Annotated in this window: 12 protein-coding genes and 13 tRNA genes; 19 read left to right on the plus strand and 6 right to left on the minus strand. The window is 46.0% G+C overall.

Annotation, left to right across the window (positions count from 1 at the left end; genetic code table 11):
- Nucleotides 1–108: 108 nt before the first annotated feature.
- From DHX103_RS12950 to DHX103_RS13015, 14 genes are all read left to right on the plus strand, one after another.
- Nucleotides 109–185: transfer RNA gene (locus DHX103_RS12950), tRNA-Met, on the plus strand.
- Nucleotides 186–188: 3 nt separating this feature from the next.
- Nucleotides 189–264: transfer RNA gene (locus DHX103_RS12955), tRNA-Asp, on the plus strand.
- Between the two features lie 22 nt (nucleotides 265–286).
- Nucleotides 287–362, plus strand: a tRNA-Phe gene (locus DHX103_RS12960).
- Nucleotides 363–376: 14 nt separating this feature from the next.
- Nucleotides 377–452: transfer RNA gene (locus DHX103_RS12965), tRNA-Thr, on the plus strand.
- Nucleotides 453–455: 3 nt separating this feature from the next.
- Nucleotides 456–539: transfer RNA gene (locus tag DHX103_RS12970), tRNA-Tyr, on the plus strand.
- A 6-nt stretch (nucleotides 540–545) separates the two neighbouring features.
- A tRNA-Trp gene (locus tag DHX103_RS12975) sits at nucleotides 546–619 on the plus strand.
- Between the two features lie 19 nt (nucleotides 620–638).
- Nucleotides 639–714, plus strand: a tRNA-His gene (locus DHX103_RS12980).
- Nucleotides 715–755: 41 nt separating this feature from the next.
- Nucleotides 756–831: transfer RNA gene (locus tag DHX103_RS12985), tRNA-His, on the plus strand.
- A 9-nt stretch (nucleotides 832–840) separates the two neighbouring features.
- Nucleotides 841–912: transfer RNA gene (locus DHX103_RS12990), tRNA-Gln, on the plus strand.
- A gap of 4 nt (nucleotides 913–916) precedes the next feature.
- Nucleotides 917–991, plus strand: a tRNA-Gly gene (locus tag DHX103_RS12995).
- Between the two features lie 6 nt (nucleotides 992–997).
- A tRNA-Cys gene (locus DHX103_RS13000) sits at nucleotides 998–1,071 on the plus strand.
- 9 nt (nucleotides 1,072–1,080) lie between these two features.
- Nucleotides 1,081–1,164 (plus strand) — tRNA-Leu (locus DHX103_RS13005).
- Between the two features lie 148 nt (nucleotides 1,165–1,312).
- Nucleotides 1,313–1,396: transfer RNA gene (locus DHX103_RS13010), tRNA-Leu, on the plus strand.
- A 215-nt stretch (nucleotides 1,397–1,611) separates the two neighbouring features.
- Nucleotides 1,612–4,278 (plus strand): cation-transporting P-type ATPase, encoded by a 2,667-nt coding sequence (locus DHX103_RS13015; protein ID WP_422124777.1) that lies wholly within the window; start codon nucleotides 1,612–1,614, stop codon nucleotides 4,276–4,278.
- Nucleotides 4,279–4,369: 91 nt separating this feature from the next.
- Here DHX103_RS13015 and DHX103_RS13020 read toward each other — a convergent pair whose 3' ends face one another.
- The 3 genes from DHX103_RS13020 to DHX103_RS13030 form a co-directional block, all read right to left on the minus strand.
- Nucleotides 4,370–4,894, minus strand: a complete 525-nt coding sequence (locus DHX103_RS13020; RefSeq protein ID WP_422122679.1) for a hypothetical protein — start codon at nucleotides 4,892–4,894, stop codon at nucleotides 4,370–4,372.
- Nucleotides 4,895–5,149: 255 nt separating this feature from the next.
- Nucleotides 5,150–6,220 (minus strand): C45 family autoproteolytic acyltransferase/hydolase, encoded by a 1,071-nt coding sequence (locus DHX103_RS13025; RefSeq protein ID WP_422122680.1) that lies wholly within the window; start codon nucleotides 6,218–6,220, stop codon nucleotides 5,150–5,152.
- A gap of 92 nt (nucleotides 6,221–6,312) precedes the next feature.
- Nucleotides 6,313–6,975: a B3/4 domain-containing protein gene (locus tag DHX103_RS13030; protein ID WP_422122681.1), complete on the minus strand. Its 663-nt coding sequence runs from the start codon at nucleotides 6,973–6,975 to the stop codon at nucleotides 6,313–6,315.
- A gap of 67 nt (nucleotides 6,976–7,042) precedes the next feature.
- Between DHX103_RS13030 and queG the strand changes: the two genes are divergently transcribed.
- The 4 genes from queG (at nucleotide 7,043) to DHX103_RS13050 (ending at nucleotide 10,232) form a co-directional block, all read left to right on the plus strand.
- Complete coding sequence (gene queG / locus DHX103_RS13035) at nucleotides 7,043–8,188, plus strand: tRNA epoxyqueuosine(34) reductase QueG (protein WP_422122682.1); 1,146 nt, start codon at nucleotides 7,043–7,045, stop codon at nucleotides 8,186–8,188.
- Between the two features lie 9 nt (nucleotides 8,189–8,197).
- Complete coding sequence (gene trmL, locus DHX103_RS13040; protein ID WP_422122683.1) at nucleotides 8,198–8,671, plus strand: tRNA (uridine(34)/cytosine(34)/5-carboxymethylaminomethyluridine(34)-2'-O)-methyltransferase TrmL; 474 nt, start codon at nucleotides 8,198–8,200, stop codon at nucleotides 8,669–8,671.
- A gap of 335 nt (nucleotides 8,672–9,006) precedes the next feature.
- A complete protein-coding gene (locus DHX103_RS13045; protein ID WP_422124778.1) occupies nucleotides 9,007–9,306 on the plus strand; it encodes a hypothetical protein in 300 nt (99 codons plus the stop codon).
- Between the two features lie 95 nt (nucleotides 9,307–9,401).
- Nucleotides 9,402–10,232, plus strand: a complete 831-nt coding sequence (locus tag DHX103_RS13050) for an aldo/keto reductase (protein WP_422124779.1) — start codon at nucleotides 9,402–9,404, stop codon at nucleotides 10,230–10,232.
- A 36-nt stretch (nucleotides 10,233–10,268) separates the two neighbouring features.
- Here DHX103_RS13050 and DHX103_RS13055 read toward each other — a convergent pair whose 3' ends face one another.
- The 3 genes from DHX103_RS13055 to DHX103_RS13065 are packed head-to-tail and all read right to left on the minus strand — an operon-like array spanning nucleotide 10,269 to nucleotide 12,067.
- Nucleotides 10,269–11,114, minus strand: coding sequence for an RluA family pseudouridine synthase (locus tag DHX103_RS13055; protein ID WP_422122684.1), 846 nt, complete (start codon nucleotides 11,112–11,114; stop codon nucleotides 10,269–10,271).
- 55 nt (nucleotides 11,115–11,169) lie between these two features.
- Nucleotides 11,170–11,640 carry a thioredoxin family protein gene (locus tag DHX103_RS13060; protein ID WP_422122685.1) on the minus strand — a complete coding sequence of 157 codons (471 nt, stop codon included), beginning with the start codon at nucleotides 11,638–11,640 and terminating at the stop codon, nucleotides 11,170–11,172.
- 1 nt (nucleotide 11,641) lies between these two features.
- Entirely contained in the window at nucleotides 11,642–12,067 is a 426-nt protein-coding gene (locus DHX103_RS13065) for a disulfide oxidoreductase (RefSeq protein WP_422122686.1), read from the minus strand.
- A 131-nt stretch (nucleotides 12,068–12,198) separates the two neighbouring features.
- Between DHX103_RS13065 and DHX103_RS13070 the strand changes: the two genes are divergently transcribed.
- Nucleotides 12,199–13,743: a GNAT family N-acetyltransferase gene (locus tag DHX103_RS13070; protein WP_422122687.1), complete on the plus strand. Its 1,545-nt coding sequence runs from the start codon at nucleotides 12,199–12,201 to the stop codon at nucleotides 13,741–13,743.
- Nucleotides 13,744–13,771: the final 28 nt, after the last annotated feature.

Consider the following 13,771-nt stretch of genomic DNA (forward strand, 5'->3'; position numbering starts at 1 on the left):
GCATATACACAATGTGAAAAAGAAACTATTTATATAGAAGAAACTCGATTCCAAGCTTGCTTAAATTATTGGGGAATGGGTATAATAATTATTTGTAAATACTATTGTCGCGGGGTAGAGCAGTTCGGTAGCTCGTCGGGCTCATAACCCGGAGGTCGCAGGTTCAAATCCTGCCCCCGCAACCAAATGGTCCCGTGGTGTAGCGGTTAACATGCCTGCCTGTCACGCAGGAGATCGCCGGTTCGATCCCGGTCGGGACCGCCATTTTTATCATCAAAAAAAATATGGGTCAGTAGCTCAGTCGGTAGAGCATTAGATTGAAGCTCTAAGTGTCGGCGGTTCGATTCCGTCCTGACCCACCATATTTTTTCTCCATGCCGGAGTAGCTCAACTGGTAGAGCAACTGACTTGTAATCAGTAGGTTGAGGGTTCAAGTCCTTTCTCCGGCACCATTAGGTGGGGTAGCGAAGTGGCTAAACGCGGCGGACTGTAAATCCGCTCCTTCGGGTTCGGCAGTTCGAATCTGCCCCCCACCACCAGTTTTTAGGGGCATAGTTTAACGGTAGAACAGAGGTCTCCAAAACCTCCGATGTGGGTTCGATTCCTACTGCCCCTGCCATTTTTAAAAAAATATTGTGGCGGTCGTGGCGAAGTGGTTAACGCACCGGATTGTGATTCCGGCACTCGGGGGTTCAATTCCCCTCGTCCGCCCCATTTCTGATCTGTATTTAATGAACTTATAAAATAATAGCGTGGCGGTCGTGGCGAAGTGGTTAACGCACCGGATTGTGATTCCGGCACTCGGGGGTTCAATTCCCCTCGTCCGCCCCATCTTATTATTGGGGTATAGCCAAGCGGTAAGGCAACGGGTTTTGATCCCGTCACGCCCTGGTTCGAATCCAGGTACCCCAGCTTTGCGGAAGTAGTTCAGTGGTAGAACGCCACCTTGCCAAGGTGGAGGTCGCGGGTTCGACCCCCGTCTTCCGCTCCAAAAATTGGCGGCATAGCCAAGTGGTAAGGCATGGGTCTGCAACACCCTTATCACCGGTTCGAGTCCGGTTGCCGCCTCCATTATAATATGCCGGCGTGGCGGAATTGGCAGACGCGCGGGACTCAAAATCCCGTTCCTTCACGGGAGTGTCGGTTCGACCCCGACCGCCGGTATCTTTAAAGGGCCTGCCTGCCCTTTACAAACATCAGTTTCCTTAATTGGAACTGATGTTTTTTTATATAATTTTGATGACATTCTCATAAACAGCTTGTCTATTCAACTTGAATTATGTTATATTATTTATTGTCGCTTAGACATTTTGCCGGCGTGGCGGAATTGGCAGACGCGCGGGACTCAAAATCCCGTTCCTTCACGGGAGTGTCGGTTCGACCCCGACCGCCGGTATAATTTATCCTTACTGTATGCCAATCGGTAAGATCGAAAGCCCTGACAAAGAGTCAGGGCTTTTTTTCTGTACATTTTTATTTCTAAAATGGGTGAAATTTGCTGAATAACTTTAAAAAAATGACAGTGCTCGCTAAACCTCTACATGCTATAATATGTAAAATTGATTATTGGCAAAGGTTTTATGACATTTCGGGGGTGAGGGCTTGTCTGAAATGAACTGGTACAATGAAAAAATTGAAACTATCTTAAAGAAGCAGGCAGTAGACCCGGATCATGGTTTAACAGAATCGGAAGTAGTTAGTCGGTTAAGCAAATGGGGAAGAAATGAGTTACCTGAAGAAAAGAGTAGTTCAATTATTGTTAAGTTTTTAAAACATTTTCATGATGTCCTCATCTATGTATTGCTGGCTGCAGCATTAATAACGGTGGTGCTTGCGCATTACATAGATACAGCAGTTATTTTGGCTGTTGTGATTATTAACGCAAGCATCGGCTATTTTCAGGAAAATAAAGCTGAGAAAGCGCTTGAAGCAATCCGAAATATGTTGTCTGTAAAAGCTACGGTTCTGCGATCAGGCAACAGGCTGGCTATCCTGGCGGCCGAAATTGTACCAGGAGATATCATCATTTTAAGAGCGGGAGACAAGGTGCCGGCGGACATGCGTTTAATGGAAGCGATAAATCTGCAGGTTGAAGAGTCTTCTTTAACGGGTGAATCGCTTGCAGTTGAGAAACAAATTGCCGCCATTCCTGAAAATACACCGCTAGGCGATCAGACCAATATGGCTTTCGCCGGCACTTCGGTTGCTTCTGGTTCGGGGGTAGGTGTGGTAATTGCGACAGGAGCAGATACAGAGCTGGGAAAAATCAGCACTGCTATGGGATCGGTGGAAAAGCTGCAAACTCCGTTATTAAAACAAACTGCAGACTTTGGTAAACTCATTTCCGTAATCATTGTATTGAGTGCGGTGCTAATGTTTTTTATTGGTTATCTATTTCATGACTACGGGACAGCGGAATTGCTGTTGGCGATTATTGGGCTTACTGTAGCAGCAATTCCTGAAGGTTTACCCGCTATTCTCTCCATAATTTTGGCGCTAGGTGTTCAAAAGATGGCTGCTAAAAATGCCATAGTCCGAAATCTGCCTTCAGTTGAAACCCTAGGTGCAGTAACGGTGATTTGCTCAGATAAAACAGGTACTTTGACTAAAAACGAGATGACTGTCAAGTCCGTTATCGTTGAGGGTATTGAGTTTGAAATAAGTGGTACAGGATACTCTCCCGAAGGAGCGATTCAAAGAAATGGGCAAGAAGTATCTCTAGCTGAATATCCGATGCTGGAGCAATTTTTGATGTGCTTAAAGACGGTTAACGAGGCGAATTTATATCAAGAGGGAAGCAAGTGGATGGTCAGCGGAGGCCCTACGGAGGGGTGTTTGCTGACATTAACGGAAAAGGCCGATAAAAAAATCGATGTTTTGCCGATTATAGCAAAAATACCTTTTGATTCGACTTATAAATATATGGCGGCGTTAGTGGAAGAAAAAAATAAAAGACGAATATATGTAAAAGGGGCACCTGAAGTACTGTTGGGTATGGTACCTGCAGAAGAACGGGGTTTATGGGAAGTTGAAATTGCGGTCCATGCTAAGCGCGGAGAGCGTCTCTTGGCAGCAGCCGTAAAAACAGTAGCAGACGATACACAATCAATAGACCATACGGATCTGAATAATAATTTCCGTTTAATGGGATTTGTAGGGATTATTGACCCTCCACGAGAAGAAGTGGTTGAATCAATAGAGCAATGTAAAAGTGCTGGCATTCAGGTGAAAATGATTACGGGAGATCATAAAGAAACTGCGGTAACGATTGGAGCGATGCTGGGTATCGGCAGCGAAGGTAAAGTGATTGAAGGCTGGGAATTGGATGAGTTGGACACGACGCAATTAGAAAAGGCCGCTATTGAATACGATATTTTTGCACGCACAAGTCCGACCAATAAATTGCAGCTTGTCACAGCCTTACAGTCTCAACAGCATGTTTGTGCGATGACGGGTGATGGTGTCAATGATGCACCTGCTTTAAAGCGAGCTGATATTGGAATAGCAATGGGGATTAAAGGAACGGAAGTATCAAAAGAGGCGGCAGAAATGGTGCTCGTTGACGATAATTTCAGTACGATTGTCAATGCGGTGAAAGAAGGCCGACGCGTTTATGATAATTTAAAAAAGACGATTCTGTTTATTTTACCCACTAATGTATCGGAAGGAATGCTGATTTTTATCAGTATTTTGCTCGGGGCGACAATTCCGCTGACACCTGTGCAAATACTTTGGGTCAACATGATCACAGCTGTGACGATTTCCCTGGCGATTGCCTTTGAAAAGCTGGAACCTGGAACAATGAAACGGCCTCCAAGGGAAAAAAATGTCCGGTTGTTGAGCACCTATGCGGTTTTTCGGATTGCATTTGTGTCTATAATTTTATGTGGCGGTATTTTATGGATGAATCGGGTTCTATCCGAGGAGAATTACGCGGTGGGTGTTTTACAGACGATGACGCTGCAAACATTAGTCATTTCACAGCTCTTTTATCTCTTTAACTGCCGCAATGAATCACGCTTTGCATTGAATCGTGATTTTTTTTCCAATAAAGCCGCATTTTTAGTGTCGGGAATTCTGATTGTAGTGCAGCTCGCTATCACCTATATTCCATTTATGAATTTTGTGCTTGGGACAGAACCAATCAGCATAAGCAACTGGGTATGGCCATTATTAATTGGATTCAGCGTTTTTGTTCTAGTCGAGTTGGAAAAATGGTTCGTTCGGAAGTTTATTGTGCCAAGGAAGACCAAGAAAAAGAAAAGTCATAGATTATAAGCGAGTTTAGATTGAAGACAGGATATTTATATAATTTCTTAAAAAAGATTAAAAAACCGGCGGAGAAGATATCCTTCTCCGCCGGTTTTGATCAGTCGGCGTATTTACAGCTTACGCGTTTGTTAGTCTCATTGAATATTCCATCTGGATTATATTTGAACAACCAGACGTGCAGGTCGTAATGCTGGCCTGGAGAACCATCGTGGTTATCCATTGGTCCTTGGAACTTTTGTTTGAAGATTCTTGGTGTTTTTTTAGTTTCTTCAGCAGGCACGTACCATTCTGCTCCGACTAATTTATAGTCTCCGTCTCTCTGCGGCTCATACAGCAGGATCTCTGGTCTCTTAATATGAAGTTTATTATCGTCAGCACGGCTCGGTTTGATTAAGTGTATCCCCATATTCGGCACACAAGCTCCTGGCATTAATCCGACAAACCCTTCATCAAGTGCTACATCAATGTCCCGATACTTCTCAAGTGCTTTCTTGCTGATCGTTAACTCCTTCCGTACACTGAATTTGTAATTATCGTCGTCATGGTGTGGGTGGGCACTGACAGCAGACATTGAAGACAGACTGAGAAACGCAATCATCAGAGCAACGAGAAACTTCTTCATCTTACTCCCTCCTTGATAATTATGTATCATAAATATCAAGAAAATGACTCCCTATTTAAAACATATTATAGACCGATTATCTCGAATTGCAATACTTTTTGCCTTAAAAACGACGAATTATTTAGGTTTTTTAGTAGGTGAATCTTCTATATTATAACCCTCATTTTCGGGCTTATAAACTTCTCTTACAGTTCAAATACATATTATAGAGTTGAGAGGATCTTTATAGAAAAAACGACTAAGCGATAATTCGCTTCAGCCATTTTTATGTTGCAGGACAGACATATCGTCCAGATAGGGAAATGGGAAATGTGTATCAATGCGGCCGTTGATACGCTTTGCCAGCAAGCGTTCTCCTTGGAGCCATTTCTGAAAATTAAACATTAGCGGCAGCCGGTCGGGCCCAATCGCGAAACCGACTTCCAGGCTATTTGGGAAATAAGATGCCGTATGGAGCGTGCCGGAAGCGGTGCTGTATTTTGTCGAGAACACGCCTTGAGCTGAATCATTCAATAGACGGAATGCATCATAAGCGTTATTTGAAACTGAAGCGTGCGTAAGGAGTGCAGTTTCGCGTCGTTTTGAGTCATCGATCTGGTAGCGGTTTTCTTCAGACAATACTTCGAAGTGATTTGTCGACACAGTCGCTTCTCTTACGATGACATCGCGCGGAGAAGTTTCCGCTACAACGGATCGTCCGGTTTTATCCAACAGTACATAACTGAACGATCGCCGGTGAGGTAATTCTTTCAGCAGGTCGATTGCTTCTTCGACAGTTGCACAATGTTCCAGGATGAGCCGGCCGACCATATTGCAAATAAAGCCGTCGGCGGAATTTCGGCGATTAATGAAGTTATAGCCCATTGTCAGCCCTTTTTCATTCAATCCATCCGTTCGACCTGTGATTTGCATGGATGGACCGATGGAAGCGTACCCTCCGTCAGTCGGTTCATACAATGCAAAACGTCCTTCATAGCCCTGCGGCGCACTGTCATAGTTGCGGATTAGAAAATCGGAATGGCTGAGAATTGAACAGCCGCTTTTTGTATATTCCAGGTAATATCCACCGAATTCACGTAAAGCATCGATAAATGGCCATTTTAAGGCGTCGGCCAGACCTTCTATTTCTTCCCAGATACGGGGTGCAAAGCGTTCAAGCATCTCGATGGCCTGCGTTTCATCGACGATCAGCTGCATGCTTTTTTGCCCGCGCTGTGCCTTGCGATTTGGCAGGAGCAGTGAATCCCGCAGCAGTTCACCCTGGTGGTGGCCGAAGTCATAATGACTGCCTCGGAATTGGATAATGTCGCTATGCACTTTTTTCATTGAACATCCCTCTTTTTTATCTCGATATCAAAAGGGTACTAAATTTAAAGGGAGAGGGAAAAGAATATGCCTGAAGCAAGCGCTTCAGGCATTTAGAGTACTGACACTTCCGCCTCTCCGCCGTTAATGCCCGTGAACATGTTGGAAGCGGCCGTCAACAGCTCAAGGGCAGAGTCCCGGTCCATTGAAGGGCGCAGATAAAAGATGTGGAGCGCGTTTTTTGTAAGTTCTGTGACAGCTGTGCGTTTGGAATCGACATACGGACTGCCGAAAGCTCCCTGCTGGTCTTTGGTTACAAGAATATTGGATAATGTGTTGAGACGGTTGTTGATGCCTTCATACTGGTCGCTGTCTGTGCCGACGGTAATGTCAACATTGCCGTCAATCTGATCGGCATCGTACAGGCCGAGCGGAATTTCGTATTGCAGCGACAGAAAGTTATTCATGTCGACACCGGAATGGACAGAGGTGAGATAATTTTGCTTTTTAATTCTCCGGTACAGGGCTTCAGCAGAAGGCCGGTAGCGGTTGGAGTCAGCACCGAGCGCCTTCCATATCAGTTTCCATTCGAGCAGACCCGGGAAATCGAATAAGTCCTTATCCTCCAGATCGAAATATAATTGTTCCTGGAAAAGCTGAAGACGGCCTTTTAACATTTGAGGAGAATCGGAAACGGTGATATTGTTATAATGAATGATTCCAATTTTAAAGTCGGGAAGTATTTCTTTTATTTTCGGATCGACTGTTATTTCCACAGCAATCATCCTTTCTGGAGCTCAATATAATTTATCGTATCATATATTCAATGAAGGGGTTATCAGCATGAATCTTGTACAATTTCAAAAAGAGCTCGTTGCTTATGCCTCGGAAATCGGAATAGACAAAATCGGCTTTGCTTCAGCGGAACCTTTCTTCAGTTTGAAGCATCGCCTGATCCGTCAGCAGCAATTGCAATATCAATCCGGTTTTGAAGAATCGGATATTGAAAAGCGGATCCGTCCGGAATTATTATTGGAAGAAGCGGTGACGATCATTGCAATCGCCATTGCGTATCCATCGAAAATGAATGATGCGCCGCAAGGAACGCGGGGAGCAAGACGCGGTATTTTTTCCCGTTCGTCATGGGGCAAGGATTACCATGCGGCGTTGCGTGAGCGCCTGACATTGCTCGAAGCATTCATCGCAGCGCATTATCCAGAGGCCCGCATGCGTTCGATGGTCGACACCGGGGAATTATCCGACCGCGCAGTTGCGGAACGCGCAGGCATAGGCTGGAGCGCGAAAAACACCAATATCATTACGCCGGAGTTCGGTTCTTATGTGTATCTCGGGGAAATGATCACCAATATTCCGTTTGAACTGAACGAACCGATGGAAGACCAGTGCGGCGACTGCCGGCTGTGCATTGATACGTGCCCGACCGGTGCGATTGTGGAAGGCGGCCAATTGAATGCGCAGCGCTGCATCTCATTCCTGACGCAGACAAAAGGTTTCCTGCCGGATGAGTTCCGCACGAAAATCGGCAACCGCTTGTATGGCTGCGATACGTGCCAGACGGTGTGCCCGAAAAATAAACGGAAAGCCAATCAAATTCACGCCGAGTTTGAACCGGATCCCGAAATTGCCAAGCCTTTACTTGAGCCTTTATTGAAGATATCGAACCGCGAGTTCAAGGAGAAATTCGGTTATGTGTCGGGGTCCTGGAGAGGCAAGAAGCCGATTCAGCGCAATGCGATTCTGGCGTTGGCGCATTTTAAGGAAGTAAGTGCAGTACCCGCATTAATCGATTTGTTGGACAGTGATGAGCGGCCGGTCATCCGCGGCACAGCGGCATGGGCGATCGGCAAAATCGGCACGGCAGAAGGTTTGCGTGCTTTGGAAAACGCAGAAGCGCATGAAAGTGATTCAGAAGTACTTGAGGAAATTCAAAAGGGATTGGCATTTTTTGCTGAAGAATCGAAAGGATAAGTGAAGAGTTTGGCCATTAATATTGTTTTATACCAGCCGCTGATACCGGCAAATACAGGGAATATTGCACGCACGTGCGCAGGGACCGGCGTCAAATTGCATTTGATCCGTCCGCTTGGATTTTCAACGGATGATAAAATGCTGAAACGGGCCGGGCTCGATTATTGGGAGCATGTCGATCTGACGTATTACGATTCCATGCAGGAGCTGTTTGACAGTTCCCCGGAGGGCCGTTTTTATTACATTACGAAATTCGGTTCGAAACCCCATACGACATTCGATTTTTCGGATCAGGAGAAGGATCATTTCTTCGTGTTCGGCCAGGAAACGAAAGGTTTGCCGGCTGAACTGCTCGAGGCGAATCCCGATCATTGCCTGCGCATTCCGATGAATGACAATATCCGCTCGCTGAATTTGTCGAATACAGCGGCGATTCTGATGTACGAAGCGCTGCGTCAGCAGGGGTATCCCGGGCTGGAATAAAAAAAGAGCAGCGGAATCAATATCCGCTGCCTTCTTCTTAGTTTTCGTCTCTATCAAAAGTGCCTGGTTTGTCGTCGTATCCGGCAGTGAAAATTGCTGCCAGGAATGCAACACAAACGCCTAAAATAAGGATCAAGTTCATTTATAACGACCTCCTTGAAATATGCATCTTTGTTTAGTATAGCCGAAAGTCGGGAAAAATGAAATATAAGTCCTTCCTGAAATGTGGAGATATTCTGTCCATTTAAATACGAAATCTATTGAAACCGATTAGGGTTTCATTCGTATACTAAGGTAGTGAAAATAACTTAAAGGAAAGGTTGATCTCAATGAAGATGAAAATATCCGCTGCTTTGCTCTGGATTTCTGCCATTGCGGAAGCATTTTTAGCCATTCCGTTTCTTGGTGGTACGTTCGTCATCAGTACAGGTTATGCGGCACTCGGCTTTATGTTCGTGCTGCATGCGGTCACGTTGTTCTTCTGTTTCCGCGAATACTCGCCGAAATCGGGTCCGATTCTTGGTTTGATCACAAGCTTGTTGGCTTGGATCCCGCTGATCGGTTGGGCGTTGCATTTGCTGAGCGCTATCGTATTATTCATTAACGCTGCTATGGCAAGCCGTCCACGCATTTAAAACCGCCGTTTCTGGCGGTTTTTTTCTTTGACTAAACTTCAAACTCGAATTTATTGGGGCGGATTTGTATAATGAAAGGAGAAAGGGTGATGAGAATGGAATTAACTATCAATTCAACCAAAACATTACATAACGGCGTGGAAATGCCGCGATTCGGCCTTGGCGTATTCAAAATGAACGACAAGGAAGAGGCGGTTAACGCGATGATAGCGGCAATCGATGCCGGCTACAAGGCGATTGATACGGCTACTGTTTACGAAAACGAGCGGGAAGTCGGAGAAGCGGTGCGAAACTCGGCCGTGAAACGGGAAGACCTGTTCATCACTTCGAAAGTGTGGAATACGGATCAGGGCTATGATCAGACGCTGCGTGCATTTGAAGCATCACTGAAGCGGCTCGGGTTTGATTATCTGGATCTGTATTTGACACATTGGCCGGTGCCGGGGAGCTATGAAGACACGTACCGGGCAATCCAGCGTTTGTATGATGAAAAACTGGTGCGTTCAATCGGCGTGTCGAATCATCATCAGCCGCATCTGGAAAAGATTTTGGCAACAGCGAATACCAAGCCGATGGTCAACCAGATTGAATTGCATCCGCAATTGACGCAGGAGCCGCTGCGGGCATTTTGTGCAGCGCAGGACATTGCGGTGACATCGTGGTCACCACTGGCACGGGGGCGTTTGCTGGAAGATCCGGTGCTTGCGGAAATCGCAGCGGGGCATAATAAGTCGATTGCGCAAGTGATCATCCGCTGGCATTTGCAGCATGACCTCATCGTCATTCCGAAATCAGTGACGCCGTCCCGCATCGTGGAAAATGCCGATGTCTATGATTTTTCATTGGCGGCAGAAGAATTAAAAGCAATCGACGGACTCAACCAGGATTGGCGGACCGGCACGAACCCGGACGATATCAAGGCATAAGAAAAGAAGTTCCCTCGCAAATGAGGGAACTTCTTTTTATCTTGCCGAATCTTCGACAACGATTTTTTCACCGGTAATCGGGTGGATGAATGACATCCGGAAAGCGTGTAGATGATAGGCGCCGTCCTGTGTCAGCGGGCCGCCGTATAATTCATCGCCGATGATCGGATGGCCGATATGGGAAAGGTGGGTGCGGATCTGATGTGTCCGCCCGGTTTCAAGGGACAGCTGCAGCAGCGACTTGCCTTCCATATGGCGCAACAATTTATAATGTGTGACTGCACTTTGGCCGGTAGGTGAGACCATACGGCGCGTCGGGTGATGGCGGTCACGGCCGATGGCGAAATCAATGGTGCCGGATTTGTTGTGGACTTTGCCGTTGACGACAGCTTCGTAATCACGGACCAGTTGTTTCTGCTCGAGCATGCGGTCAAGAATATTTTTTGCAACCGGATGCTTCGCTACCATCAATAAACCGGAAGTTCCCTGATCGAGCCGGTGGACATGTTCGCCGTAAGTGCCGCCACCGCGGATGATGTGGCCGATGACCGCATTGATGAATGTGTCATTCTGACCGAGTTCATTGGGATGGGTGTTCATGCCTTTCGGTTTGCGGGCGATAAGGAAATGTTCATCTTCGAACAGTACCGGCAATTCGATGTCGTGGTTGGGTTCATAAGGAGAATCCGCTTTTGGCAGGTCGAATTGGAGCACAGTGCCTTTCGCTAAGGGTTCTTTCCAGACGACTTCCTGGAATTTGTCGCTTTTCACGGATTTGTCCATGCGCAGTTCGTGCACCACTTTTTTGCCCAGGCCCCATTCGGTGCGCAGCAATTCTTCAACGGTCATACCGTCATCTTTAATTTCATAATTCCAGCTCATTACTAGTGCCTCCATAAAAAAAGAGCATGCGCATTGCACATGGCTCTCTTGTCATTTATTTTTGTACGACTTCTCTGAAAAACTCTTCGATATTCTCTTTTGGCTGAGATCCGACCCAACGTGCCACTTCTTCGCCATCTTCGTAATGGACAAGTGTCGGTGTCGATTCGATCATATATTGCTGGCCGCCTTGATTATACTCTAACAGATTATATTGCAAAACGTCCACATCCATATCTTCAGCAACCGGCATCAGAATAGGGGTGGTGTTTTGGCAATGGATACAAGTCGGGCTGAAGAAATAAACCGTTGTCGGTTCACCGCTGGCAATCTGTTCTTCCAACTCACCAGGCAGTACAATATTCTGGTAGTTTTCATCATCCAGTTGATCGATGGTGGCCTGATCCAAATCTTCTTTGTCGTAAGGGTTGTCTGCCAGCTTTTCGCTATTGGACATTTGTGTCAGAACGACGATCAATGCAAAAATGGCGAGTACGACGCCTCCGATGATTAGCATTTTTTTCAATTTATTTTTCCTCCTTCAATGTTTTCAGCAAAACGATGCTCATTCCGGCAATTAAAACAAAAGCAACAAGCGCTAAAAATGGAATGGTGATAAATCCGAAATAATTGATGTATTGGCTTGTGCAGGGAACCAGTCCGCATGATGGGGCGGAATCGGAAAGGAATGCCAGTTTCTGAATGCCGTAATGATAGAGGGAAATTGCGCCGCCGATCGCTGATATAATCAATGAAGTGGTGGCGATTCTAGCATTCTTCTGGAAATAGGCGACTCCGACGATGATGACCAGAGGATACATGAAAATCCGTTGAATCCAACAGAGTTCACATGGGATATAGCCACGAACCTCAGAAAAGTAAAGGGAGCCGACAGTGGCAATTAGCGCGGTGGCCCATATGCCCAGCAAAAGATTTTCTTGATTTTTCGTCATATCACAGGTCCTCTCTTGTTAAATAGCTACTATAGAATTATAATTCTTTAGTTGGGGCAAGTAAAATAATATTATCCACTGTGCTTATCCTATATAATAAGATGTGATACTTTTGTGAAGGAGTGGCAACAATGGCAGAGCAATTCGATTTATCCCATTTTGAAAAAAGTATGATCATCCGTGAGATGAATTATGCTGATATAAATGCCATCCTCGAAATGCAGCGTTTATGTTTTCCAGGCATGGACCCATGGAAAGAAGAACAATTAAGAAGCCATCTTGGCGTTTTCCCCCAAGGGCAGCTGGTAGCAGAACTGGACGGCAAAGTGATCGGCTCTTGTTCGAGTCTATTGATAAATTTCGATGAATACGATGACCGCCATACTTGGGACGACGTCACTGATGGCGGCTATATAACGAACCATAACCAGGACGGCTACAATATGTACGGCATCGAAGTAATGGTGCATCCTGAGTACCGCCGTATGCAGGTCGGGCAACGTCTATACGAAGCGCGCAAAGAATTGGCGCGGGAACTGAACCTGAAATCAATCATCATCGGCGGACGGATTCCGAATTACCACAAACATGCGGATGAAATGTCCCCGCGTGAATATGTGGATTCGGTATCCCGCCATAAAATTTATGATCCAGTTCTGACATTCCAATTGATGAACGGCTTCCAATTGATGCGCATCAATCCGAATTATCTGCAGGATGATAAAGCTTCCGGAAAATATGCAACATTGATGGAATGGAATAACGTCGATTACAAACCGATTTCCAAACGCCATTTCAAAACGAGTCTTCCGGTCCGCATCTGTGTCGTCCAATATTTGATGCGCGCCATCAAATCGTTCGATGATTTGGCAAGCCAAGTGGAATACTTTGTTGATGTGGCGTCCGACGCCCATTCAGATTTTGTCGTATTCCCTGAAATTTTCACGACCCAGCTGATGTCATTCCTGAATGAGCCATCCCCAAGCCAGGCAGTGCGGAAGCTGACGGAATATACACCGCAATACATCGAACTTTTCACAGATCTGGCTGTCCGCTACAATATCAACATTATCGGCGGATCCCATTTTGTAAAAGAAGAAGACGATGAAATCTACAATATTGCTTACCTGTTCCGCCGCGACGGATCGATCGACAAGCAATACAAAATCCACATCACGCCGAATGAACGGAAATGGTGGGGGATTTCTGCCGGTGATTCGGTCCGCGTATTCGATACGGATTGCGGTAAAATTGCCATTCAGATCTGTTATGATATCGAATTTCCGGAACTTGCGCGCATCGCGACAGATATGGGAGCAAACATCATCTTTTCGCCATTCTGTACAGAAGATCGCCAAGGTTACTTGCGCGTCCGCTATTGTGCACAGGCGCGTGCTGTTGAAAACCAGATCTATACCGTTATTTCCGGTACGGTCGGCAACTTGCCGCAGACTGAAAATATGGATATCCAGTATGCCCAATCGGCTATTTTCGCGCCGTCTGATTTTGAATATGCCCGTGACGGCATTGTCGGAGAAACCAATCCGAACCTGGAAATGGTCTTGATCGGCGACGTCGATTTGGAAATTCTCAGACGCCAGCGCCAGAACGGTACGGTCAAACAATTAAAAGACCGCAGACACGATGTCTACCGCGTCGAATACAAAAAAGATTAAGTATATGCAATTAATGAAATTACTGAAC

It is taken from the genome of Planococcus daihaiensis, assembly GCF_049262615.1.
Classification (GTDB): Bacteria; Bacillota; Bacilli; order Bacillales_A; family Planococcaceae; genus Planococcus.

What these genes read in the sequence shown, in the direction of transcription:
- DHX103_RS13015 (WP_422124777.1), top strand. Translation starts at nt 1,612, where the DNA reads ATGAACTGGTACAATGAAAAAATTGAAACTATCTTAAAGAAGCAGGCA.
- DHX103_RS13020 (WP_422122679.1), bottom strand. Translation starts at nt 4,894, where the DNA reads ATGAAGAAGTTTCTCGTTGCTCTGATGATTGCGTTTCTCAGTCTGTCT.
- DHX103_RS13025 (WP_422122680.1), bottom strand. Translation starts at nt 6,220, where the DNA reads ATGAAAAAAGTGCATAGCGACATTATCCAATTCCGAGGCAGTCATTAT.
- queG (WP_422122682.1), top strand. Translation starts at nt 7,043, where the DNA reads ATGAATCTTGTACAATTTCAAAAAGAGCTCGTTGCTTATGCCTCGGAA.
- DHX103_RS13045 (WP_422124778.1), top strand. Translation starts at nt 9,007, where the DNA reads ATGAAAATATCCGCTGCTTTGCTCTGGATTTCTGCCATTGCGGAAGCA.
- DHX103_RS13050 (WP_422124779.1), top strand. Translation starts at nt 9,402, where the DNA reads ATGGAATTAACTATCAATTCAACCAAAACATTACATAACGGCGTGGAA.
- DHX103_RS13055 (WP_422122684.1), bottom strand. Translation starts at nt 11,114, where the DNA reads ATGAGCTGGAATTATGAAATTAAAGATGACGGTATGACCGTTGAAGAA.
- DHX103_RS13065 (WP_422122686.1), bottom strand. Translation starts at nt 12,067, where the DNA reads ATGACGAAAAATCAAGAAAATCTTTTGCTGGGCATATGGGCCACCGCG.
- DHX103_RS13070 (WP_422122687.1), top strand. Translation starts at nt 12,199, where the DNA reads ATGGCAGAGCAATTCGATTTATCCCATTTTGAAAAAAGTATGATCATC.